General features: G+C 62.8%; 18 protein-coding genes, 3 tRNA genes, 3 rRNA genes and 1 pseudogene. 1 reads left to right on the top strand and 24 read right to left on the bottom strand.

What is annotated here, in order from left to right; translation table 11 throughout:
- Nucleotides 1-74: 74 nt before the first annotated feature.
- The 19 genes and pseudogenes from prfB to GAU_RS08015 form a co-directional block, all read right to left on the bottom strand.
- A protein-coding gene (prfB, locus tag GAU_RS08100; protein ID WP_331429933.1) for a peptide chain release factor 2 occupies nt 75-1,200 on the bottom strand; the annotation gives its coding sequence in 2 pieces (ribosomal slippage) (nt 75-1,136 and nt 1,138-1,200; 1,125 coding nt in all).
- 161 nt (nt 1,201-1,361) lie between these two features.
- Nucleotides 1,362-1,769, bottom strand: a complete 408-nt coding sequence (locus GAU_RS22725; protein WP_231847963.1) for a hypothetical protein — start codon at nt 1,767-1,769, stop codon at nt 1,362-1,364.
- 423 nt (nt 1,770-2,192) lie between these two features.
- A pseudogene (locus GAU_RS22965) lies at nt 2,193-2,273 on the bottom strand (zinc-ribbon domain-containing protein); the annotation flags it as partial.
- Nucleotides 2,274-2,275: 2 nt separating this feature from the next.
- Nucleotides 2,276-3,313 carry a GGDEF domain-containing protein gene (locus GAU_RS08090; protein WP_012683065.1) on the bottom strand — a complete coding sequence of 346 codons (1,038 nt, stop codon included), beginning with the start codon at nt 3,311-3,313 and terminating at the stop codon, nt 2,276-2,278.
- Nucleotides 3,314-3,469: 156 nt separating this feature from the next.
- Nucleotides 3,470-4,441 (bottom strand): hypothetical protein, encoded by a 972-nt coding sequence (locus tag GAU_RS08085; protein WP_169307636.1) that lies wholly within the window; start codon nt 4,439-4,441, stop codon nt 3,470-3,472.
- A gap of 59 nt (nt 4,442-4,500) precedes the next feature.
- Complete coding sequence (locus GAU_RS08080; protein WP_041265384.1) at nt 4,501-5,679, bottom strand: PorV/PorQ family protein; 1,179 nt, start codon at nt 5,677-5,679, stop codon at nt 4,501-4,503.
- A gap of 171 nt (nt 5,680-5,850) precedes the next feature.
- Nucleotides 5,851-5,967, bottom strand: a 5S ribosomal RNA gene (gene rrf, locus GAU_RS08075).
- Nucleotides 5,968-6,130: 163 nt separating this feature from the next.
- Nucleotides 6,131-9,078 (bottom strand): 23S ribosomal RNA (locus GAU_RS08070).
- Nucleotides 9,079-9,397: 319 nt separating this feature from the next.
- Nucleotides 9,398-10,921, bottom strand: a 16S ribosomal RNA gene (locus GAU_RS08065).
- The 16S, 23S and 5S rRNA genes sit together here, the layout of an rRNA operon.
- Nucleotides 10,922-11,805: 884 nt before the next feature.
- Nucleotides 11,806-11,877, bottom strand: a tRNA-Lys gene (locus GAU_RS08060).
- Nucleotides 11,878-11,901: 24 nt separating this feature from the next.
- Nucleotides 11,902-11,975, bottom strand: a tRNA-Arg gene (locus tag GAU_RS08055).
- Nucleotides 11,976-12,082: 107 nt separating this feature from the next.
- Nucleotides 12,083-12,156, bottom strand: a tRNA-Pro gene (locus tag GAU_RS08050).
- A 145-nt stretch (nt 12,157-12,301) separates the two neighbouring features.
- Nucleotides 12,302-13,006 carry a non-canonical purine NTP pyrophosphatase gene (locus tag GAU_RS08045; RefSeq protein WP_012683061.1) on the bottom strand — a complete coding sequence of 235 codons (705 nt, stop codon included), beginning with the start codon at nt 13,004-13,006 and terminating at the stop codon, nt 12,302-12,304.
- Nucleotides 13,003-13,746 carry a ribonuclease PH gene (rph, locus tag GAU_RS08040; protein ID WP_012683060.1) on the bottom strand — a complete coding sequence of 248 codons (744 nt, stop codon included), beginning with the start codon at nt 13,744-13,746 and terminating at the stop codon, nt 13,003-13,005. Before rph ends, GAU_RS08045 begins: the two co-directional genes overlap by 4 nt.
- A complete protein-coding gene (gene rfaE2, locus GAU_RS08035; protein ID WP_012683059.1) occupies nt 13,739-14,227 on the bottom strand; it encodes a D-glycero-beta-D-manno-heptose 1-phosphate adenylyltransferase in 489 nt (162 codons plus the stop codon). Before rfaE2 ends, rph begins: the two co-directional genes overlap by 8 nt.
- Complete coding sequence (gene lptE, locus GAU_RS08030) at nt 14,221-14,712, bottom strand: LPS assembly lipoprotein LptE (protein WP_012683058.1); 492 nt, start codon at nt 14,710-14,712, stop codon at nt 14,221-14,223. The genes rfaE2 and lptE overlap by 7 nt, the downstream gene beginning before the upstream one ends.
- Nucleotides 14,713-14,749: 37 nt before the next feature.
- Nucleotides 14,750-15,424: a hypothetical protein gene (locus tag GAU_RS08025; RefSeq protein ID WP_012683057.1), complete on the bottom strand. Its 675-nt coding sequence runs from the start codon at nt 15,422-15,424 to the stop codon at nt 14,750-14,752.
- A gap of 70 nt (nt 15,425-15,494) precedes the next feature.
- The gene (locus GAU_RS21825; RefSeq protein WP_083765542.1) at nt 15,495-17,315 is read right to left on the bottom strand and encodes a peptidylprolyl isomerase; all 1,821 of its coding nucleotides are present in this window, start codon (nt 17,313-17,315) and stop codon (nt 15,495-15,497) included.
- The gene (locus GAU_RS08015; RefSeq protein ID WP_052574317.1) at nt 17,305-17,778 is read right to left on the bottom strand and encodes an acyl-CoA thioesterase; all 474 of its coding nucleotides are present in this window, start codon (nt 17,776-17,778) and stop codon (nt 17,305-17,307) included. The genes GAU_RS21825 and GAU_RS08015 overlap by 11 nt, the downstream gene beginning before the upstream one ends.
- An 86-nt stretch (nt 17,779-17,864) precedes the next feature.
- Here GAU_RS08015 and GAU_RS20665 point away from each other — a divergent pair, with 86 nt between their 5' ends.
- Complete coding sequence (locus GAU_RS20665) at nt 17,865-18,623, top strand: UDP-2,3-diacylglucosamine diphosphatase (RefSeq protein ID WP_012683054.1); 759 nt, start codon at nt 17,865-17,867, stop codon at nt 18,621-18,623.
- Between the two features lie 51 nt (nt 18,624-18,674).
- Here GAU_RS20665 and GAU_RS08005 read toward each other — a convergent pair whose 3' ends face one another.
- Genes GAU_RS08005 through secD form a run of 5 tightly spaced genes read right to left on the bottom strand, consistent with a single transcriptional unit; the run spans nt 18,675 to nt 23,312 of the window.
- Nucleotides 18,675-19,364 carry a hypothetical protein gene (locus GAU_RS08005; protein WP_012683053.1) on the bottom strand — a complete coding sequence of 230 codons (690 nt, stop codon included), beginning with the start codon at nt 19,362-19,364 and terminating at the stop codon, nt 18,675-18,677.
- A complete protein-coding gene (locus tag GAU_RS08000) occupies nt 19,361-19,753 on the bottom strand; it encodes a RidA family protein (RefSeq protein WP_012683052.1) in 393 nt (130 codons plus the stop codon). The genes GAU_RS08005 and GAU_RS08000 overlap by 4 nt, the downstream gene beginning before the upstream one ends.
- A 14-nt stretch (nt 19,754-19,767) precedes the next feature.
- A complete protein-coding gene (locus GAU_RS07995; RefSeq protein WP_012683051.1) occupies nt 19,768-20,598 on the bottom strand; it encodes a TatD family hydrolase in 831 nt (276 codons plus the stop codon).
- Between the two features lie 31 nt (nt 20,599-20,629).
- Nucleotides 20,630-21,634: a protein translocase subunit SecF gene (gene secF / locus GAU_RS07990; RefSeq protein ID WP_012683050.1), complete on the bottom strand. Its 1,005-nt coding sequence runs from the start codon at nt 21,632-21,634 to the stop codon at nt 20,630-20,632.
- Between the two features lie 7 nt (nt 21,635-21,641).
- Entirely contained in the window at nt 21,642-23,312 is a 1,671-nt protein-coding gene (gene secD / locus GAU_RS07985) for a protein translocase subunit SecD (protein WP_012683049.1), read from the bottom strand.
- Nucleotides 23,313-23,370: the final 58 nt, after the last annotated feature.

The raw sequence follows: 23,370 nt of genomic DNA, 5'->3' as shown, positions 1-23,370 counted from the left end.
GCCAGCGTCGTCGAGCGATGAATCACCCGCCGACGAATTGGGCGTGCCCTCGTCGGGCGACTGCGGTTCGCGGCTCACGACTGGCCTCCTTCGGAACCCGCCGAGCTCTCCTGCTTGAGGTAGGCGTGGATGAAGGGATCGATATCGCCGTCCATCACCTTCTGCACATCGGCGATCTTGAGCTCGCTGCGGTGGTCGTTGACCATCGTGTACGGTTGAAAGACGTAGCTGCGAATCTGGCTGCCGAAGGTCACGTCCTGCTTGTTGGCATCGAACGCCGCTTTCACGGCAGCCTGCTTCTCGATCTCGAGCTGGTACAGGCGATTCTTGAGCTGCTTCATCGCCGTGGCCTTGTTCTTGAACTGCGAGCGCTCTTGCTGCGACGCACAGACAATGCCCGAGGGGATGTGCGTGATGCGCACAGCGGACGAGGTCTTGTTGACGTGCTGACCACCCGCGCCGGACGCACGATACACATCGATCCGCAGATCTTCTTCGCGGATCTCGATGTTGATCTCCTCGTTCACCACCGGATAGACAAACACCGACGCGAAGCTCGTGTGCCGCCGCGCCTGCGAATCGAACGGTGAGATGCGCACCAGACGATGCACGCCGGACTCGGGGCGCAGGAACCCGTAGGCATACTGGCCCTTGATCTCGAGCACGGCGCCCTTGATGCCGGCTTCTTCCCCATCGCTCAGGTCCAGCACTTCGAGATCGAAGCCCTTGCGTTCCGCCCAGCGCGTATAGAGACGCAGCAACATGGACGCCCAGTCCTGCGCCTCGGTGCCACCGGCGCCGGCAGAGATTTCCAACTGGGCATCGCGGTAGTCGTCGTTGCCGCGCAGCAGCGACTTGAGCTCGAACGCATCGAGGTCTGCGAGAATGCGCTGGACCTCCTGATCGAGATCGGCATTCATGCCCTTGTCCGGCTCGAGCGACAACAGCTCGTCCAATTCGCGCGCGCTGTCGATGCGCGACTGCAGACTATCGGACGGCTCGACCCATCCCTTGAGCACCTTCACCTGCTGGACGATCTCCCGGGCGTGCTCCTGGTCATTCCAGAAGGCCGGATCGGCCATCTCTTCTTCGTACGAATTCAGCGTCGAGCGCTTGGACTCGACGTCAAAGATACCTCCGCATGTCCGCGAGCCGTTCTTCCGACCGCGTCAGCACCTTCAGGCGTTCCCCGTCCTGCATGCATCCTCCACATACGACGAGAGCCGCTTTCCGCACCGGAAAGCGGCCCCACAAGTCTCACTGCGCCACCATCATCCGAGAGGAGAAACCTATCGGGTCTCCGGACGTGGGAACAGTACGGTCACACGCGTGATTGCACGGAACGTGTGTCCGGAATGCACTCAGAAAATGCGGCGCCCGCCAGAGAGGATGTCGTTGAGAGCGTCCTGGAAATGTGGTGCACTTTCCGCCGTCTCCCGTCCTACCTGCTCCACGTACTCTTCGTAGCTCTTCTTGATCTCTTCGCGGAAGAGCTGCCGGAGATTGCCGTCACGCAAACCATCGTCCCGCTTCTGGGGATGGTACGCCACCAGATCGGAAACCAGGGCCCGCGCGAGCCGCCGGGCCCGTTGTGCGGGGTCGGTGCGCAGGAAGGGGTTGATGGGACGCTTGCCTTCGGCGGGAGTGCCCAACGACGCCTGACCCACCGCTGGCGTTCCGGCGGGTGTTCCGGCTGGTGTTCCGGCCGGGGCCACCGAGGCGGCGAACGGCGGGGTCGGGGATCGTGGCGCCACCGGAGTCGCGGGCACGCTGGACGGCGTCAACGCGGGGCTGCGCAGCGGGGTCGTCCGCGAAGGCGTTGGACTCACGGACGGCGCGTACAACGGCGTCACCGGCCTGGGGCCGGTTCCCCCGTCCGCACGAGGCAGACCGGGTAACACAGCCGCCCCACGAGCGGGGGTCGGCCGTGCCATGGGCGTGGGTGTGGACGACGACGGTGTGGGCGCCCGCAAGATGGGAGCGGTGGGTGGAGCTGCCGGTGGAGCGACCGGTGGAGCCACTGGCTGTACCGGCGGCAGAGGCGGAATCGGTGGCGTGAGCCGGGAGGGCGCACCACTTGGGGCCATTCCCCCCGAAAGCTTCCCACCGGGTACCGCGGCAGCGGACGCTCTCGCGGGAGTGACCGACACGGGCAACGTGCCGCCAGCGATCGCGATGATTCCACCGCACACGGAGCACCGTGCGCGCACGCCGGTGGCGGGCACCTTGGCCGGATCGACCCGAAAGACCGATTGGCACTCAGGGCACGTCACGTTCACGAGGCGCCTCCAGACATACGTGCCGACTCACGGACAAGGCGTTCATGTTCTGTCGATCCATCGGCCGTGGTCGGCGCGCCTTCGTCGCGCCGACGATCCACTGCCCAGACCGAACCCGGAAGTGTCTTTGCATAACTCTTCATTTCCGTCGCCAGCTCGCTGACCTCGATTGCCCGCGTGAAGTGGCGTCGCTGATTGGTCACCACGCCCACTGACAATGTCATCAGTGGAACCCGGTGCAGCTGGCCACGGCGATCCTTCCCGAAGAAATATCCCACACGGCGATCCTGCTCGGAATACTGCCAGGGAATGAGTTCGTCGAATACATGCACGATTTCATCGCACACGCGAGGGACGGCGGCCAACGGAATCGTGCAGAGAAAGTCATCGCCCCCGATATGGCCGACAAATCCCTCTCCTCCGCACAGGCCCTTGATCACATCGTGCAGAATGCGGGCGAGCAAACGAATGACTTCGTCGCCGTGGTGATAACCATAGCGATCGTTGAACTCCTTGAAGTGATCCAGGTCGGCATAACAGGCGGCAAACTTCTCACCCGATGCCACCCGTCGCTCGAGTTCCGCGCTGATCTCCCGGGCACCCGGCAGACGGGTAGACGGGTGCACATCGGTGTCTCGGTCGCTTCGGCGCAGCATCGCCGACAGACGGGCAACCGCTTCCGCGCCGTCGACATCACCGCGCAGCACTTCGTCGGCCCCTGCGCTGAAGGCGTCGACAAAGGCCGACGGGGGGACGATCAGGAGTACGGGCACGATGCCGGTGTACGCGTCACGCTTGAGCCGGGCGCACACGCCGATGGCGGTCGCGGTCCAGTGCTCGAGGCCACTGACGGGTCGTGCATCAAGCACGATGAAGCGTGGCCGCTCCTTGAGCGCCGTCTGGATGATGACATCGGGCTCCGGCGTGTTGAGCCGACGCCCGGGAAACTCCGCCCACCATGCAGCCAGCCACGCGGGGTCGTCATGCCCCGGGGATAGTTGCATCCCGCTCTGCTCGATGGTGGTGGTGATCATCCGTGGGTCCACAGGGGTCCAGCGCGGTCTTCTCCAGAGGACCGCAGCGGCGCGAGGAGACAATGCCTTAACCTATGGACGATCCACTTCGCCCAATCGGCACGACGTGGCGCACATCACACATCCGACCCACAGACCGGTCCGTGGGTCCCGGTACTACCGCGGGGCGCGGCCGAGTTGCAGCCCGGCGCGCCACTGGCCCTGGCCGAGCAGCGGATCCCCAAGGGGTTCGTAGCGTGTCTCCATCTTCTGGATCTGCACGCCTCCCAAGCCGGCCCCGCCGAAGCGGCGCAGACGCACGCTGACGTATGCGTCGATCAGTGAGGCAAGGTGGTTGGCCACCAGGACACCCGCGTAGTTCACCCCACGCTGATAACTCCGATTGGCGTTGTCGATGACTTCGCGATACGTGTCCTGCTCCAAGCGGGCGTCACGCCAGCTCCAGCGATAGGCGTCGTGAATCGCGTTCTGTTCGTAGAACTCGATCGCACGCTGATACTCGGCACTCGAGCGCGCCGGCTCGACATTCGGATCACGCCAGTACGTATCACGCGCCAGGCGCCAGCGATTGCCATTGTATGTGGTCTCGTCCATCTCGGGCGTGAGCGCCTGCCCCGGCGTGCGATTGTACACACCGCTCTCGAGATAGCTCTCCATGGTTTCGTAGTACTTCCACGGCCCTACGGGCAGACTGCCGCCGAACTGACGACGCGCCACATCCGCGGCGAGCTGTCGATAGTTGTCACGCTCCCGATTGCCGTCGCGCCGCGAACCCAGGTACTGAATGAGCAGATACGCCTCCGCCACGGCATAGGCCGCACTACGCTGCTGCTTGAGTACAAACTGCCCAGCCCCCGGCACGACACCGGACGCGATGGGCGCCCACCACGGGGCTTGTTTGGCCGGCGGCTGCGCGACGGTGAGCAGTGAACGAAGTGCAGAGCCCTGGGCGTCTTCTATCGGAGCCTGCTCAGCACGAGCAACCTGGCCGGTGTGGTGCGCCTGAGCCGTGAGCGCCACCGGATGCACCCCCGCATGAATGCTCGCAGGAACACCCGCGCCCGCAGGAGCGATCTGCGCCTCGGCGGCGCTGGTCGGGAGTTGCAGGAACATCCCCGAGACCGCCATCGACAGGGCTCTCAGGGGAAGCCTGGACCACGCTCCGCGATGACCGTTCGGCAAGCCGTTCAAAACCGCGCCCGCAACGTCACGAACGTGGGAGGCTCACCGATCGGCGAAGACAATCGATCGAAGCGCCGCGCAATATCGATACCAAATCCACCGCGTCGGAAACCCACACCGATGGAGGGACCGCCTTCGGATTGATCCTCGGCCATGGCCTTGTAGCCACCCTGGAGGAACAACATCTCCCGATAGCCAAGCGTGACGCCCATACCGATCGCGGTGCCGCTGATGGCGTCACTGTGCATCAGGTCGGAGGACACTTCGAGCGAGGCATTGTTCTTCTTGAGCGCGGCCGATGGAATCTGGAGCCGTCCGCCAATCTGAATAAACCGTGGAAGCGGGTCCGCCTGAGCGGCGTCGCGCACAGGCATCGATGGGCCGAGATTGCGAATCGCAGCACCGAGGGTCAACGGCAGTTTGATGGGCACCACATACTGCGCACCAAAGTCCACGGCATTCGATGAACCCGAGGCGCTGGTGAAATTCGGGCCGCAGTAGCCGGAGCATGCATTGCGGAACATCAGGAACTTGTAGGTCACACCGGCGCTGAATCGATCACCGATCGACGACGCGTACGATGCGGCCAACTGATAGTTGTAGGTGCCGATTTCACCGCCATTGGGAGACCCATCCGGGGCGAAGGATGGATATCGGCCGTAGTCGACAATCAATCCGGAAAGCGACAGCGTTCCCAGCACCTTCGAGGGCACCGCGAGCGCCACCATGTTGGCCTGGTAGATCACGTTCTGCCCGTGATGTACCGCGATCTCTCGCTTGGACAAGCGCGAAAGGCTGGCCGGATTCCACCACATCGCCGCCGTGCCCAATGTCGTATCGGCGATGACGGCATCGCCCTGACCGACGGCTCGCGCACTGAGTGGGATCAACAAGAATTCGCCGCCCTGTTGCGCCTGGATGGCGGTGGGCGTCATGGACAGCAGGAATGCCACAAGGAACGCAAGGACGGCCCTCTGCTCGCGCGACACGATCCGGCTCACGCGCGCTGATTCAGGACGTCGCAGCAAAACCGAAGAGCGAAGGTTGTTGAAGTACTGTCCGTGTGCTCCGATCACGATGCGCTTGTGGCTGTCTCGTTCGACCTGCAGGACTGCACGAATGTACAGCGACGAACGGCATTCGCGGAACTCCTTGATCGCTGGTGCGTGACATGCCCTGCACATCGCATTGGTATCTGATTCACCATGCGTTCGGCGTTCACGGTGATGTGATGTACGACGCCATTGCATATGTCATAAGGGAGGCCTCATTCATTGTTGTTGCCCGCCAGGCGAGGGAAAACACGAAGCCCCCGCCACTCGGACAGTGTCCAGTGTGACGGGGGCTTCAAAAGGTGCCGGCAACGGCCTACTCTCCCGCGAGCTCTCGCCCGGAGTACCATCGGCGCTATCAGGCTTGACGACCGTGTTCGGGATGGGAACGGGTATGGCCCTGACGCTCTAGTTGCCAGCGAAAATCGATTATGAAAGCTGTGCGTACTTCTGCGGGCCTAGGCCTGCGGCGCAGCTGACAAACGGATGGGTGTGATCATGGGGCTTCGTCGCCGTGCGAGGCGATGCGAAGCATGACGTGCGTGTGCTCTGCGGGATTGCTTAACCATGGAAAAACCATGGGGGAGTCAAGCCGCACGGGCGATTAGGACAGCTGCGCTCGGAACGTCTTACAACGCTTCCACGTGCTGCCTATCGACGGAGTAGTCTCCTCCGGCCCTTCAGGGAGCTCAAGGCTCCAGGGAGAATTCATCTTGGGGGGCGCTTCCCACTTAGATGCTTTCAGCGGTTATCGCCACCGATCATCGCTACCCGGCGTTGCAGCTGGCGCCACAGCCGGGACACGAGCGGATCGTCCGACTCGGTCCTCTCGTACTAAAGTCCGCTCCCCTCAATTCTCCAACGCCCACGACGGATACAGACCGAACTGTCTCACGACGTTCTGAACCCAGCTCATGTGCCACTTTAACCGGCGAACAGCCGGACCCTTGGGACCTTCTCCAGCCCCAGGATGTGACAAGCCGACATCGAGGTGCCAAACCGCGCCGTCGATATGAACTCTCGGGCGCGATAAGCCTGTTATCCCCAGCGTACCTTTTATCCGTTGCGCGATAGCCGATCCACACCGGGCTACCGGATCACTACGGCCGACTTTCGTCTCGGCTCGACCCGTCGGTCTCGCCGTCAGGCTGGCTTCTGCCGTTACACTCTATAAGCGCGATTACCGACCGCGCTGAGCCAACCTTCGCGCGCCTCCGTTACTCTTTCGGAGGCGACCGCCCCAGTCAAACTGCCCACCTGCCACGGTCCCGGATAGGGTTTGCCTACCGCGGTGAGGCGTTCACACAGCACAGGGTGGTATTTCACTGTTGCCTCCTCGAGAGCTAGCGCCCCCGTCTCAACGGCTCCCACCTATGCTACACAGTCCTATGCAAACGCCAATGACAAGCTACAGTAAAGGTGCATGGGGTCTTTTTGTCCTGTCGCGGGGACTCGGAATCCTCACCGAGACTGCTATTTCGCCGAGCGCGTGGTCGAGACAGTGCCCAAGTCGTTACGCCATTCGTGCAGGTCGGAACTTACCCGACAAGGAATTTCGCTACCTTAGGACCGTTATAGTTACGGCCGCCGTTTACCGGGGCTTCGGCTCAAAGCTTCGGGGTTACCCCCTAACCTCTCCCCTTAACCTTCCGGCACCGGGCAGGCGTCAGTGCGTATACGGCGCCTTACGCGGCTTGGCACGCACCTGTGTTTTTGCTAAACAGTCGCTTGGGCCGATTCTCTGCGGCCTCCTCGAGCAGCCAGAGCAAGTCTGACTACCAAAAAAGGCATCCCTTCTTCCGAAGTTACGGGATCATTATGCCGAGTTCCTTGACCACGTTTCACTCGTTCACCTTAGGCTACTCGCCTTGCCCACCTGTGTCGGTTTGCGGTACGGACGTCTCCTATCCTCCACAATCAGCTTTTCTTGCCTGCCGACTCCACACGACTTGGCGTTGGGTTGCCCCGCTGCCTCGTACTCGGGTCTCGCTTACGCTACGCCCTTGAACGGCCATCCACAAAGCCGCTCGCGCTTCGTTCCAGGGTCCCTGATTGCTTCAACGGATAAAAGACGGGGCAGGAATTTTGACCTGCTGTCCATCGACTACGCCTCTGGGGCCTCGTCTTAGGGTCCGCCTCACCCTGCGCTGATTGCCATGGCGCAGGAATCCTTGGGCTTACGGTGTGCGGGGTTCTCACCCGCATTTGCGCGTACTCAATCCGGCATCCTCACTTCCCTTCGCTCCACGAGTATCGTTTCCACGCTCGCTTCAACGCACAGGGAACGCTCCCCTACCCCTGCAGCAAAGCTGCAAGACCAAGCTTCGGCGGGCTGCTTAATCCCGACCATTCTCGGCGCCATCACGCTGGACTGGTGAGCTATTACGCACTCTTTCAAGGAATGGCTGCTTCTAAGCCAACCTCCCAGTTGTCTCTGCACGACGACATCCTTCGCTATACTCAGCAGCCACTTCGGGGCCTTAGCTGTGGTTCTGGGTTCTTTCCCTCTCGCCGCTGGACATTATCGCTCAGCGACTGCCTCCCGAGGTCCATTAGTCAGGTATTCGGAGTTTGGTAGGGGTTGGTAGGGTCTACGACCCCCCGCGCCCTTCCAGTCGCTCTACCCCCTGCTAACACGCCTCGAGGCTCTACCTCAATAGATTTCGGGGAGAACCAGCTATCTCCAGGCTTGATTGGCCTTTCACCCCTACCCACAAGTCATCCGAATGGTTTTCAACCCACACCGGTTCGGGCCTCCACTAAGTGTTACCTCAGCTTCACCCTGCTCATGGGTAGATCGCCCTGGTTTCGGGTCGTACCCCCAGATACTCATGCGCCCTCGTTACAGGACTCGCTTTCGCTCTGGCTCCGGTGCTGAGCACCTTAGCCTCGCATCTGAGGAGTAACTCGCCGGATCATAATGCAAAAGGCACGCAGTCAGCCGTGACCGGTTGCCCGGTCCAGCCTCCTACCGCTTGTAAGTATGTGGTTTCAGGATCTCTTTCACTCCCCGCACAGGGGTGCTTTTCACCTGTCCCTCACGGTACTCGTCCACTATCGGTCACATAGGAGTCTTTAGGCTTGGAGGGTGGTCCCCCCGGCTTCACGCCCGATTACTCGGGTCGGGCGTTACTCAGGAACTCTACTACGATCAGTTCATAATCTTCGCCTACCGGGCTATCACCGTCTTTGGCGCTCCGTTCCAGGAGACTTCGACTGACGTCACTGACCGCGTCCGTAGGTCCTACAACCCCGCTCCCACAAGGAGAACGGTTTGGCCTGTACCCGTTTCGCTCGCCACTACTCAGGGCATCTCGTTTGATTTCTCTTCCTCAGGGTACTTAGATGTTTCAGTTCCCCTGGTTCGCTCCGCTTGCGCGGTGACGGGACTCGCGCCCCGCCGGGTTTCCCCATTCGGCCATCTCGGGATCAATGCGTGTGTGCCGCTCCCCCGAGCTTATCGCAGCTTACCGCGGCCTTCATCGCCTCTATGTGCCCAGGCATCCCCCACATACTTTCGTTCGCTTGACTCTTTCCCAACTTTCAAGCAAAGCACGCGCTTTGAACGAGTGAGCGTTTTACAGAAAAATGCGTTTCCGCATTTAATCGGTACTACGTCTCACTGAGGTTCTTCGTCCTAGCAGCAACCCTCCCGGCCGATGGCCGCAAGTGTTGCTGTAGTACCCACGATCACTACCCACATCCGTTGTCAAACAGCACGATCCCCTCAAACCCCGTGGGATCGAGAAGTATCGACAATCGAGTTGAGATCGAGAATGTGCAGAGCGGACGACTTACTCCGGGACTTTCGCACCGACACCCCGAAGGGCCGTGCTACTCGTCGCTCCGGAAAGGAGGTGATCCAGCCGCAGGTTCCCCTACGGCTACCTTGTTACGACTTCGCCCCAGTCACTGCGCTCGCCTTAGGCGGCTTGGCCCCTTGCGGGTTCCTGCACCGACTTCGGGCGCTCACAGCTTCCATGGCGTGACGGGCGGTGTGTACAAGGCCCGGGAACGTATTCACCGCGGCGTCGCTGATCCGCGATTACTAGCGATTCCAGCTTCATGCCGTCGAGTTGCAGACGACAATCCGAACTGAGGCCGGCTTTAGGGATTGGCTCCAGATTGCTCTTTCGCAGCCCTCTGTACCGGCCATTGTAGCACGTGTGTAGCCCCAGACGTAAGGACCATGATGACTTGACGTCGTCCCCACCTTCCTCCGGTTTGGCACCGGCAGTCCCCCTAGAGTCCCCGACTTTACTCGCTGGTAACTAAGGGCAAGGGTTGCGCTCGTTGCGGGACTTAACCCAACATCTCACGACACGAGCTGACGACAGCCATGCAGCACCTGTGCACGAGCTCCGAAGAGGGGCCCCTGTTTCCAGAGGCTTTCTCGTACATGTCAAGCCTGGGTAAGGTTCTTCGCGTTGCGTCGAATTAAACCACATGCTCCACCGCTTGTGCGGGCCCCCGTCAATTCCTTTGAGTTTCAACCTTGCGGTCGTACTCCCCAGGCGGGGGACTTAATGCGTTAGCGCCGGCACTCGAGGGGTCGCTCCCCCAAGCACCTAGTCCCCATCGTTTACGGCGTGGACTACCAGGGTATCTAATCCTGTTTGCTCCCCACGCTATCGCGCCTCAGCGTCAGCTACTGCCCAGCAGGCCGCCTTCGCCACTGGTGTTCTTCCGGATCTCTACGCATTCCACCGCTACACCCGGAATTCCACCTGCCTCTACAGTGCTCTAGTCCACCAGTTCGCATGGCAGACTCGGGGTTGAGCCCCGAGCTTTCACCACACGCTTAGCAGACCGCCTACGCGCCCTTTACGCCCAGTGATTCCGGACAACGCTCGCACCCTCCGTATTACCGCGGCTGCTGGCACGGAGTTAGCCGGTGCTTCCTCACCCGGTACCGTCAGAGCGATCAAAATCGCTTGTTCGTCCCGGGCAACAGGGGTTTACACACCGAAATGCTTCATCCCCCACGCGGCGTCGCTGCGTCAGCCTTTCGGCCATTGCGCAATATTCCCCACTGCTGCCTCCCGTAGGAGTCTGGGCCGTATCTCAGTCCCAATGTGGCTGGCCATCCTCTCAGACCAGCTACCCGTCATTGCCTTGGTAGGCCGTTACCCCACCAACTAGCTGATAGGCCGCGAACTCCTCTAGATGCCCCGGAGGTTTCCTCTTCAAGTGATGCCACCCGAAGAGCGTATGCGGTATTACCCGGCCGTTGGGCCGGCTATCCCCCACATCTAGGCAGATTGTTCACGTGTTACGCACCCGTTCGCCGGTTACCCTTGCGGGCCCCCGTGACTTGCATGTGTTAAGCACGCCGCCAGCGTTCGTCCTGAGCCAGGATCAAACTCTCCAATAGTTTTCAAGCTCTTGGAGCCTTTTGATAGGCTCTTCGCAATGATCCAACCGCCGAAGCGGCTGATCGATACGCGAATCACAAAATCAACAGATTGATCTCTCGCCGCAGCCCTGAAGAAGCCGCAGGTCATAGAGACCGCCCCGCACATCCTTCGATCTCAACTTCGATTGTCAAACAGCGTTCCTGCTATATCCGCGCAACCGCTTGCGGCTGCGTCACTTACCAAGTTCTCTGTTGCCACCGTTTCGGCGGCAGTCCTTAACCATAACCTGCTGTTCTCTTTCTTCAAGTCCCCTTTTGCAGTGTCTTTCGTCGCGGCGTCAGCCACACTCAACACGCTCTGGGTCCTCTCAAAACGGCCTGCGCAACGTGTGTCGCGCACTGGCTCGTCCTGCGAAGGGGTGGCGAAGTTATGCTTTCGATGTTCAGAGCGCAAGCCCCGTCGCGATCTTTCTTTCCGATCGCCCAACCCGTGTTGCAACGGGCCACCAAAGCACTTCACCACCGGAGACAGCAACGGCGGCCAGGAAACCCAGCCGCCGCGGTTTGGTGGCCGAAGCCACCGAAAGCATCATCGGGAGTTGAACCCGATCAGCACCGAGAGAAAACCGTAAAAGCCTCGAAGAGTTGTGGAACCGTTCCAGCAAGTACCGAGATCGGACTGCGTGACAACGACCAGCAACACCAACAGCCTTACTGACTTCACCAACGGTTCGCGACCCAATCCAAAGACCTGCCGCGATGCCATCAAGGTTTGCCGCAACCGCTTGCACGGTTGTGACCGCGTTCGCCTTGAGTCTTTCTATCTAACCGAGCTTGCTCGGAAACACAAGTGCTGCCCCGAACCTTCTCTTGATCCGCCCGGCAACCGGACGTACCACACATGCACCCTCTAGGACTCGAACCTAGAACCTACTGATTAAGAGTCAGCTGCTCTACCATTGAGCTAAGGGTGCGGACTCGAACACCAACAGTCAAAGCGCGCCAGGAGGGATTCGAACCCCCGACCAACAGCTTAGAAGGCTGCCGCTCTATCCATCTGAGCTACTGGCGCCTACCCGTCGCAACTGGTCACCCTGCCGGGCACCTTGACCACCTGCCGAAGCAGGCCCCACTCCGCCTCGCGACGGCACTACCCAACGCCTGCACCAACACAACGGATCGGGGCGGCCGGATTCGAACCGGCGACCTCCTGCTCCCAAAGCAGGCGCGATACCGGGCTACGCTACGCCCCGTACATCAGAGCGGCGCAGTATATGCCGCACACTGCCGCAGGTCAACGGGCTCACGCATTCTCCGACAAACTTCGTCGGAAGATTCACCTGCACAAACCCCGACCCGTCGTGTTTCCAATGGCGCATCTCCACCCCTGTGCGCCTATCACACTTTCTCGCAGAGATCGAACGCGCCCTTCACACGCAACCGTTCGAGCAACGCACGAATCGCCGCGCCACGATGACTGACACCTGCCTTCTCATCGCGCGTGACCTCCGCGAAAGTGCGACCTCCCAACGGCGTGGATGCGAAGTACGGATCGTAGCCAAAACCCTCCGCGCCACGCGGCACATCGAGAATCACCCCCGATGTGCTTCCCGTGGCCACCGTGCATTCGTACAGCGCCTCACGTGGCCACACAGCGGCCGCGGCGCACACGTAGTGTGCCGTTCGTGTCGTTCGCCCCTGCTCGGCGGCACTCCGTAAGGCGTCCTGCAGAAACACGTTGTTCACCGCGTCGAGCGCGGGGCCATCGAGGTCATCGCGACCACTCCATCGCTTGCTATGCACGCCAGGACGTCCCTCGAGCGCATCAACGCAGAGTCCGGAATCGTCCGCCACCACCACTCGCTGTGTAAGCGTCGCGAAATACTGCGCCTTGGCCAGTGCGTTGTCTTCAAACGTGGCGTGCACTTCCAGCAAGGCTTCTTCCGGCGCTTCGGGCAGAAAGACATCGCGCAATGTCTCCACGGCGATGCCAGCCTGCAGGAACAACGCGGCCAGCTCGCGCCGCTTCCCGTCACTCCGTGTCGCCAACAACAACGGCTGCGGCGTGAAGGGCCGCAACGACGGCACACTCGACGTGTTCACGCGCGAACAGGTCCTGCCAACACTCGGGTCTGCGCTTCGAGAAGCTGTTCGATCCCGGCCACCGCCGTGCCGAGCAGTCCATCCAACTCTTGTCGCGAGAAGGTGCCGTGTTCGCCGGTGCCCTGCACCTCCACGAAACGCCCTTCACTGCTCATCACGACGTTCATGTCGACACCAGCGCGCACATCCTCCTCGTAGTCGAGATCGAGGCGCACCTCGCCGTCGACCATCCCGACGCTGATCGCGGCCACCCGACGCTTCACCGGCGACGCGATGATGCGTCCCGTGCTCACCATCCAGTTGAATGCGTCCTGCACGGCCACACACGCACCGGTAATCGCCGCCGTACGTGTCCCGCCATCCGCCTGGAGCACATCACAATCGACTTTGATGGTGAACTCACCGAAGCGGTAGTCATCGAGCATGGCCCGCACACTGCGCCCGATCAGACGCTGAATCTCCTGCGTACGCCCGCCCACCTGTTGCCGTTCGCGGGACGAGCGCGTACGTGTGGCACGCGGCAACATCGCATACTCGGCCGTTACCCAGCCTTCGCCACTGCCCTTCTTCCATCCGGGCACGCCCGTCTCGACCGATGCGGCGCACAAGACGCGCGTCTTGCCGAACGAGATCAGGCACGAGCCTTCGGCATAGAGCACCGCACCTCGTTCGAGGGATACGGGGCGCAACGCCTCGTTGGATCGTTCTGTGCGGGATTGCGGGATGAAAATCTCAGACACGCAGTTTCTCGATGATCGAGGTGGTGGATTGATCGGGCACCAGTGGAACCACGACAACACGACCACCGCGAGCCGTCACAACATCGGCCCCGACGATGGTCTCGGGAGCATAATCACCGCCCTTGACGATGACATCAGGCTGTAGGCATTCCACCAGCGCCTGCGGTGTATCCTCCCCGAATACCACCACCGCATCGACCGCTTCGAGCGCGGCCAGTACCATGGCACGCTCGGCCACGGTGCGCACCGGTCGCGTAGGCCCTTTGAGCCTCTGCACCGAGGCATCGCTGTTCACGCCAACAATCAGCGCCGCGCCTTCGCGCCGCGCCATGTCGAGCACCTCGACATGCCCCGGATGCACCAAATCGAACACACCGTTGGTGAATACGACCGCACCGCGCACCTGCTGGCGCCACTCGGCTGCGGCATCCCAGCCCATCACTTTGCTCTCCGGTCGACGGGGCCCGTCGCGTGTCACCATTGCGACTGCACCCCTTCGACGATGTCATTCATGAGGCTCTCGAGGGCATTGCGGCGTCCGGTCTTTTCGGATCCTTCCGCATACTGCCCTTCACGCTGCATGCCGCTCTTCTTCAACAGTTCGCGCCCGGTGGCCTGTTCGATGATCTCCACATCGAGCGCGAGTTGCAGTCGTCGGCGATTGGTGGTGGTCTGCCGTCCGTCGGCACTGGCACCGGCTGGCAGATCCACGTCGTACTTGGCGATGACGCCCCGCACCACCAGATCAGCGCGTGCCTCGGGCGCTTCGCGCAGGTTCAACCGATCCCGCAGCACCTTGCGCAACTCCTCGAAGACTTCGCGCTGCAGTTCCGGTGATGCGGTCTGGTTGTCGAATGGCTGAATGGCCACCGTCTTGATGCTGCGGGGAAGTCCGCCGCCGCCGGAGAAGCTGTAACACGCCGGCACCACCAGCGCCGCTGTGGCGAGAAGGGCAGCGCGACACATCACACCGACGGCGCGCCGGCGTGAAATGTCGTGGGTGCTACGAACGGCGCCAGATGGCTGCATCGAATCCCTCGACATACCTGGTATCAGTGAGGGCAATCGTCAGGCGACGTTTGCCCCGCTCATGAACATAGTGCACGCGCCAGCGACCATTGGCTTCCTGCCGGCGCTCCACCCACTCCATCACCTTGCCATTCTCGATGCGCTCGACTCGGTGCAGACCATTGCCAACCACGGCAATGCGCCAGGCACGCCCGTCGGCGCCTGAGGCATCCTTGCCCCGCAAGGCGCCGAGATCCGCCCGCAGTGTGTCGCCATCCATCCGTGCGGCCGTGTCCGGGGCGGCCGGCAAGGCAAGACGGCCGAGCGACGCCCACAACAACGGGGCGGGCGGCAGCAGCCGCTTCACGAGATCCCCACCAGGGGTGCTGAGCGTGTCGCCAATGAGAATGGCGTACCCCCCCGCCATGCCATTGCGCAGAAAGAAGTCGAGTCGCGCCCGATCGGGGCCCTGCACGCGCACCGCACCTTCTCCGGCGGCTTCGAAGGTCTCGTCCTTGTATTCCCACGTGAACTCCAGCACGTGCGGGCGAGGATCGACGGCAAACGTCGGAAGGGCCGCACGCGTGGGCGCACCGGTCAGCGGCCGTGCTTTGGGCGCGCAGGCTGCGAGACCCAGCACGAGCGCCACACCCAGAGTGGCGGCGTGCATCGATGTACGCACCGATCGGCGTTCACACGCGCGGGAACAAGAATGAAACATCCGACTCATCTGCATCCTGTCAGGGGACTCGAATACGCAGCATGCGATCGCCTTGCACCACACGATCCATGGCCGCAAATCCGTCGATCACACGACCGAAGACGGTGTAACCGCCATCGAGGTGCGGCTGGGTAGAGTGGCACATGTAATACTGACTGCCACCGGTATCCGGACCCGATGTGGCCAGCCCGAGGCAGCCACGCTCATGTCGTTGACGGGTCCAGCTCTCGCGGAGCGTAAAACCGGACTCTCCCGATCCATCGCCACTCGCGTCACCATCCTGCACCACAAAATTGGGTACCACGCGGTGGAAGGTGGTGTTCCGGTACGTGCCGTTCTGCGCCAGCCTGATGAACGCCTCCACTACGAGCGGTGCTTCCCGACCGAACAACTCGAGCGTGATCGTCCCGTGATCGGTGTCGATGTACGCACGTGGTGGTGTGCGCGAGAGCACATATCGTCGTGCCAATGCTTCATAGTCGGCGAGCGGCCGAGGAAGCGGCGTGGTGCTGCGCGGCGCCCGCGCGGCGGCGGTACTGTCCCGCCGTCCCAGTCGGGCACGCGCGGCGCGCTGCACCCGTGCATCGCGGTCCTCCAGCAAGCGGACGGCGACTGCGGTGTCGCGACGTCCCGCGGGTGATTCACGATCCACTATGGCAACAGATGCCACTCGATATTGCCAGTCCGGATTGGCCGCCCAGGTCGCTTCGATGCCGGGAGCCACGTTGACCTCGAGGCGACGCGCTTGCCCCAGCAGCAGACGGCGCACCGCCAATGCCGTGTCGGCATCCCAGGCGCGCTGCCATCGGGCACCGTCCTTGGCCAAGGCCTCGCCGATCACTTCCGCCGCGGCCATGCGGACATTGGGGGCCGAGTCGCGAAGCAGCGGCTCGACCTGATCGACGATTGACGGACCAAAGGTGGCCAGACTGCGCACCGCATTCACACGCACCCGCTCGCTCGGATCGCTCACCAGTGTGCGCAGCGCCTCCCGAGCCGGCGTCGCCAGTGAGTCACCGACGGTGGCCTTGTTCAGCGTACGCGCCACGTGCTGCCGCACCTCTTCGTCCCGGTGCGCACGCACGGTCATCACGGCACGAGCACCCGAAGGCGCTCGCAGGCGTCCGATGACATATGCCGCCGAACGCACCACCTCAGCCGATGAATCGGCAAGCCAAGGCGAGACCAGGGCAATAGGCGCCGGGCGTAGCTTCACCGTGGCAAGCACGAGGGCAGCCCGCACATCGGCCGAGCGTTGTGCTGAGGTGCTGGACTGCAGCGGCCGCGCCTGTCCTTCTCCGAGAGCCACCGCGAGCACGGTACGCGCCGGCTCGCCGATTTCCCCCAATGCCCACGCCGCCTCACGGGCCACCGGCGATGGTGCGCCCGCCACGGCGCGTGCGAGTGCGACAACGCCGGCGGTGTCTCGCGCAATGCCCATCGCAAACGCCGCGTTGGCGGCAATACTCGTATCCCCGTCCACCAACAGTTGCCGCAAAACCGGGAAACGCGCACGCAGACGCACCTGACCAATCGCCAACGTAGCCCGCGCCCGTCGTGCCGCATCCGGATCGCGCAGCAACTGGTCGATCAGCAGCGTATCGGCCTGCCGTTGATCGACCATCGACAAGAGCCGCGCCTCCCGCAAGGCTGCGCTTTCACCATTCACCGGTACATCGGCGGTGGAAATCACGGGACCGCTCCCGGCACGGGCGCAGCCACTGAGCAGCCACAGCGCGGCCATGCTCAGCATCGCCGCAACGGAACGTCCACCCATGCGTGCTCGCATGCCGGATGGTGTTGTGAGGGGAGATTCGTGGGGCAACACACTAGTTGGCATGGGTCAATCCTCCGTTGCGCACCGGGGCGGCGCTGTCATCGAGGCGCGATGCGTCTTCCAGCCACTCGCGTACTTCTCGTGGCAGCGTCGCCAGGCGTCCCTGGTCGTTGGTGCACACCAGCGACGTCGTGGCGCGCACCAGCACGGTACCGGCGCCTCCGTCCGGATCCGCTCGTTCCACACGATAGGCGAATGTCATGCCCCGCGATCCCACCGATGTGAGTGTGGTGTAGACCACGATGCGATCGTCGTACCGGGCGGATGCATGAAAGCGCATCGTTGCCTCGGAGACGGCCAGACGCACGCCCTCTCGCTCGAGATCCGCATACGACTTGCCCGCCGCCCTGATGAAGTCCGTGCGGCCGATTTCGCACCAGACGAGATAGTTGGCGTGATACACAACGCCCATCTGGTCCGTTTCAGCGTACCGGACACGAAGCTCGGAAATCGTCTCGAGTGCCATCCGGGGAAGATGCCTGCCCACCGGGGCGCCGCCAAGCAAACCCCCGCTGATTTGTCCGGGGCGAGGGGTCTGGTTACACTCCCCTCGTGCTTCCCACCCCCTGTCATGTCGTCGGCGATGTGCATCTCGGCGTTGCGTCTCCGGACGCAGAGCGTGCACTGCTGCGCCTGCTGCGCGCAGTCCCGCAGGAGGCGCGCTCGCTGGTGGTCATGGGCGACCTGTTCGATTTCTGGTTCGCCTGGCGTCACGCGATGCCCCGCATTGGCTTTCGGGTTCTAGCCGCGCTCGCGGACCTGCACGATGCGGGCGTACCGGTGCTGTGGATCGGCGGCAACCACGACTGCTGGGGCGGTGAGGCGCTGGAACAGGAGACGGGCGCCACCTACACCCTCGAGCCTTGGCGCGGGCATATCGGCGCCTGGGATGCCTTGCTGCAGCATGGCGACGGCCTTCGGGAGGTGGAGGATGCCCCCTACCGGCGATTGCGCACCGTGCTGCGCCATCCCTGGTCGATCAGTGCGTTTTCGTGGCTGCACCCGAATCTCGCCACCTGGATTGCCGCGCAATCATCACATACCAGCCGTAAAGCACGCGCCCGCGATGGCGGGGCCGGGTTGCTCGCGGTGGGGACGCAGGCGCTGAATCAACCGGCGGGGCCGCAGCTCGTCTTGCATGGCCATTCACATGTGCCGACGGTCTGCGCGGCTGGGCGAGGCGTTTACGGCAATGCGGGGGCGTGGTATCTCGACCAGCAGTTCCTTCGCATCACCGATGAGGCCATCACCTTGTGCCAGTGGTCCGAGGACGGCGCATCGCGTGATCTGCAGCGAGTCGCCAGGCCGTAACCTGCGCGGCTGGAGTGTGGGATCGAGCGTCCGATCCCGTCGTGTTCGTCGCTAGAAGCGAAACGACACCATCACCAATGGACCTTGCATCGTGGGCGTGGCCGAGAGTTGCACGGGCATATCCCACAATTGCGCCGAAACAAACGCGTCGGCCCCTGAGAACAGGTGGTTGAACGCAATGAGCGCAATCCAATCCTCGGCGTGCAAACGCCGGGCGCGCACCAGATCGGCGGTGTAAGGCCCCGGGATTTCCCCCTGGGGGTTGAACTTGATATCCGTGCCGGTGACCTGGACCACGAAGTTGTCTGGCAGTGTGTCGACGAGATATCGGCGTGCTTCGCGCACATCGGCGGCCGTACGACGCAGCATCACCATGGCTGCCAACTCGACGCTGGCGAACAGCGCCCCTGACGAGCCACGATCGAGCCTCGATTGTCCGAGCCCCGGCAACAACACGGAGTAGAGAAAGGCGCGTTTCGAGCTCAAAGGCGCCTTGCTCCTCAGCCCCGTGGTGGCCGGCACGTTGCGGGCCGGAGGCTGAGCGCCAGACGCGGGCGCAATGACCGGGGTCGGTACCGGTGCTCCGACCGTTGCGGGCGGCTGTGACGCGCGAACGCTGTCGGGCCGCTGCTGCGCCTGAGCGGTGTTCCACAGCGGCGAGGCGACCACAGCGACCATGATCGCCACCAGGGTGCGCAGGAACGCCACGGAGCCTTCCACGCGTTGACGCACGGAGATCATGCCGGGGGCAGCACGGCGACCAGCTCGATCTCGACGCTGACGTTTCTCGGGAGACCGGCCACAGCCACCGTCGACCGTGCAGGCCGGGCCTCGCCCAGGACGCGGGCGTATACCTCATTCATCGCGGCGAAGTCATCCATCGTGCGAAGAAACACCGTGGTCTTCACCACGGAGTTCCAGTTGCACCCTGCTTCGGCGAGAACCGCCGAGAGATTGGCGAGTACCCGTTCGGTCTGCGCCCCCACTTCTCCCGTCACCAGGTCCATCGTCACAGGATCGAGCGGAATCTGCCCGGCCGTGAAGAGAAATCCGTTCGCGCGCACCGCCTGCGCATAGGGGCCGATCGCTTTGGGGGCGAGGTCGGTGTGCAACGGCGTGACAGTAGTCATGGGCAGGGTCCGAATCAGAGCGAGGCGTCGACAGAACCGGCCGTAGAACGATCGACAGTCGGATCGTCAGGCAGGCGGAAAAACTTCCTGGTGTTGTGCAGCGTCAGCGCGGCCAACGATTCTGGCGTGGTGCCACGGGCTTCCGCGATTCGCTGCACCGTGAGCGGTACCCACGAAGACTCGTTGCGTTTCCCACGCTTCGGGACCGGAGCAAGATAGGGTGCATCGGACTCGACGAGGAGGCGATCGTCAGGCACCAATCGCAGCAGCTCAATGTCGGTCCAGGTACGGAACGTGACGATGCCGCTGAAAGACACATGCCACCCCGCCTCCAGGCCGGCTTCGGCCAGTCCGACACTGCCCGTGAAACAGTGCAACACGCCGCGAATACCGGCACTGGCCGCATCACGGAGCATGGTGCGGGTATCGTCTTCTGCCTCACGGGTGTGCAGGACGATCGGGCGGTCCAATTCTGCCGCGAGCGAGAGCTGTGCATCGAGCGTGCGCCGCTGCACATCACGCGGCGAATGATCGTAGTGGTAGTCGAGGCCACATTCCCCAACGGCGACGGCACCGACTCCCACGGCATCACGCACGGCGTTGGCATCCCGCTGATCGTCCCAGGACACGGCGTCGTGCGGATGCACCCCGCAGGTGTGGAACACCAATCCCGGATAACGCGCCGCGATGGCTTGTGCGCGCACAGCGGCGGCCGGTGACTCACCGATACAGACAAGGGCCCGCGCTCCTGCTGCGCGGGCCCTCTCTATGACCGCGTCCACATCGTCCGTGAACGCGGCATCGGCGAGGTGCACATGACTGTCGGCGAATGCGACCTCGCTCATCGTGATCCTGTTCCAGGCAGAGTGCCGGCGCTTAGCGCGCCGACACCCGATCCGTGCCGCGCGCGGTCGTGGTGGCCGCTTCACCCGCACGTACCGCGCGGGCCGTGGCCGCATCATCCAGGCGGGGCCAGCGTCCTTCGATCCACAGGAGCAATGGACCAGCCACGTAGATGGACGAGAAGGTGGCCATCACCACGCCGAACGCCATGACCCAGGCAAACGGGCGGATCACTTCGCCCGCGAGCAGGAGCAGCGCCAACGTCGCAGAGAACGTGGTGGTGTGCGTCATGATGGAACGCGGCAACGTCTCGTTGATGGAACGGTCGAGAATGTGCGACAGCGTCTCACCCTTGTGCGGCTTCTTCAGGTTCTCACGCACACGATCGAAGATGATGATCGTGTCGTTGGCGGAGTAACCCACGAGCGTCAGGATGGCCGCCACCACGGTCAGCGAGACCTCGATGTGGAAGATCTTGATGAACGCGAGGGTGATCAGGATGTCGTGCGTCGTGGAGAGCACGGCCGCCAAACCAAAGCGCCAGTCGAAGCGGATGGCGAGATAGATCAGCGTGAAGATGGACGCGATGAGCATGGCCATGGCCGCACCGGTGCGCAGTTCGGCACCAACCTTCGGGCCCACGGCTTCGGTGCGCACGATGGTCACGGTACCGGCGCCGAACTTCGCATCCAGTGCCGCAGTGATCTGCCGGGAAATACCTTCGGCACCAGCGTCCTGTGCTTCCACCTGCTTCTCGTCGCGGGCGCGAATGGTGAAGTCGGTATTGGCGCCAAACTGTTGAATTTCGGCGCCCTGGATACCGGCCGCATCGAGTGCACTGCGAACCTCCGCCACATCAGGCGGCGTCTTGAATTGCAGCTGCATCAGCGTGCCGCCGGTGAACTCGATGCTGTAGTTCACCCCGCCGGTGACAGCGAAGCTGACGAACCCTGCCGCGATGAATGCCAACGTGAGCCCTGCGGCGACGCGCCACCAGCGCACAAACTCGTACTTCGTGTTGTGAAAAATGCGCAGCATGGCGGCCTCAGATGCTCAACGTCTGCGTACCGCGCGAGCGGTTGAGCCAGACGAGGAAGAAAGTCTTGGTGACGAAGATCGTGGTGAAGAGCGCAGCCACGAGGCCGGCGATCAGGGTGACGGCAAAACCGCGCACCGGGCCCGTGCCATACTGATAGAGCACCATACCCGAGAGAATCGTCGCCGCCGAAGTATCGATGATGGCGCCGAGTGCGTGGCGGAAACCTTCATCAATCGCCAGGCGGGTGGACTTGCCGTGATCGAGCTCTTCGCGGATGCGCTCGAAGATCAGCACGTTGTTGTCGACCGCCATACCGATAGAAAGCACGAAGCCGGCCAGTCCAGGCAATGTCACGACCGCGTTGAAGCCGGCGAGGATGGCCAAGGTGTAGACGAGATACAGCACCAGCGCAATCACCGCGAGCACACCGGAGAACCGGTAGTAGACCACCATGATGACCAGTACGAGGAGGAGCGCCACGCCAAGAGCCATCACGCCCTTGGAGATCGAGTCGCTACCCAGGCTGGCACCGATCTGCCGAACTTCAGCCACCTTGAGCGGCACCGGCAGGGCACCGGCGCGCAGCACGAGCGCCAGATCCTGCGCCGACTGCAGCGTGCCACCGCCCAGGGTGATCTGCCCGTTGCGGCCGATCGCGCTGTTCAGCGTGGGCGCCGTAACGACACGCTGGTCGAGTACGATGGCCATGTTGTCGCGCACGTGCTTGCCCGTTTCGGTCTTGAAGCGGCGCGCGCCTTCGTTGTTCAACGTGAACTGCACGACATTGCCTTCCACCGGATCGGTGGCCGGACGGGCATCGGTCAGCACTTCGCCGGTGATGATCGGGCGGGCATCGAGCACGTAGAGTGCGCGGAAGCGTGCGGCGCCAGACACAAGCGAATCAACACCCCAGCGAATCACCTTGCCCGGGGGCACGGCGGCGAGGATGGCCGGATGCTGGAGTGCGCGTTCGATGGCCGGGAACGCCGACTCGGGCACGATATACTGCCCAGGCATCTGACCGGGCTGCACGTTCGTGCTGAACAAACCACCAGTCACGACCGGTGCCTTGATCGTGGTATCCGCGCCCGTGGTGCCGGCCGCTGCGGTGGAATCCTTCGCGCTGTCCGCATTCTGCGTCAGCAGCGAATTCACCGACGTCGACTTGGCCGAATCGCCGGCCGCGGCGGCCGTACCGCTCGCCACCGTGATCCCCTGCGTCTTCGCGATTTCATCGAAGCGCGGAACGACCTTTTCGAGAGCCTGCGTCTTGTCCGTGATCTGGAATTCCAGGAACGCGGACTTCTGCACGACGTCCTGTGCGCGCTCCGCGTCGTCAATGCCGGGGAGTTCGACGATCAGCCGCTCACTGCCGGCCTTCTGCACCACCGGTTCGGCCACGCCGAACTCGTCGATGCGCTGGCGCACGACTTTGAGGGCACGATCGAGCGCCTCGGACTTGTCGGCGACGGTCTGCTTGGATTCATCGACTTCGAGGGTCAGGTGCATGCCCCCCTGAAGATCGAGCCCGCGCTTGAGCGGAACACGGCGCACGGTGTCGTACACGAACACACCTTCGCGCTTGACACGCTCAACGACCGTGCGCGGGAAAAGCGCGAACACGGACGCCGCGAAGAGCGCCGCAATGAGCAGGATGCGGTACTTCAGGTTTGCCATCGATGCCGGTGGCCAGAGGGAATGTCAACGCGCCGGACAGCGTGGCGCGGGAAAAACG

Source organism: Gemmatimonas aurantiaca T-27, from assembly GCF_000010305.1.
Classification (GTDB): Bacteria; Gemmatimonadota; Gemmatimonadetes; order Gemmatimonadales; family Gemmatimonadaceae; genus Gemmatimonas; species Gemmatimonas aurantiaca.
Note: the sequence above shows the minus strand (reverse complement) of the source record. Positions and strands in the feature narration are given on the sequence as shown.

Coding starts and splice junctions, on each gene's coding strand:
- GAU_RS08080 (WP_041265384.1), bottom strand. CDS start 5,679: ATGTGCAGGGCATGTCACGCACCAGCGATCAAGGAGTTCCGCGAATGC.
- GAU_RS08090 (WP_012683065.1), bottom strand. CDS start 3,313: ATGATCACCACCACCATCGAGCAGAGCGGGATGCAACTATCCCCGGGG.
- GAU_RS21825 (WP_083765542.1), bottom strand. CDS start 17,315: ATGCCAACTAGTGTGTTGCCCCACGAATCTCCCCTCACAACACCATCC.
- lptE (WP_012683058.1), bottom strand. CDS start 14,712: ATGTGTCGCGCTGCCCTTCTCGCCACAGCGGCGCTGGTGGTGCCGGCG.
- GAU_RS08025 (WP_012683057.1), bottom strand. CDS start 15,424: ATGCACGCCGCCACTCTGGGTGTGGCGCTCGTGCTGGGTCTCGCAGCC.
- secF (WP_012683050.1), bottom strand. CDS start 21,634: ATGCTGCGCATTTTTCACAACACGAAGTACGAGTTTGTGCGCTGGTGG.
- GAU_RS08085 (WP_169307636.1), bottom strand. CDS start 4,441: ATGGCGGTCTCGGGGATGTTCCTGCAACTCCCGACCAGCGCCGCCGAG.
- GAU_RS07995 (WP_012683051.1), bottom strand. CDS start 20,598: ATGAGCGAGGTCGCATTCGCCGACAGTCATGTGCACCTCGCCGATGCC.
- GAU_RS08000 (WP_012683052.1), bottom strand. CDS start 19,753: ATGACTACTGTCACGCCGTTGCACACCGACCTCGCCCCCAAAGCGATC.
- secD (WP_012683049.1), bottom strand. CDS start 23,312: ATGGCAAACCTGAAGTACCGCATCCTGCTCATTGCGGCGCTCTTCGCG.
- GAU_RS08005 (WP_012683053.1), bottom strand. CDS start 19,364: ATGATCTCCGTGCGTCAACGCGTGGAAGGCTCCGTGGCGTTCCTGCGC.
- GAU_RS08015 (WP_052574317.1), bottom strand. CDS start 17,778: ATGGCACTCGAGACGATTTCCGAGCTTCGTGTCCGGTACGCTGAAACG.
- rfaE2 (WP_012683059.1), bottom strand. CDS start 14,227: ATGGTGACACGCGACGGGCCCCGTCGACCGGAGAGCAAAGTGATGGGC.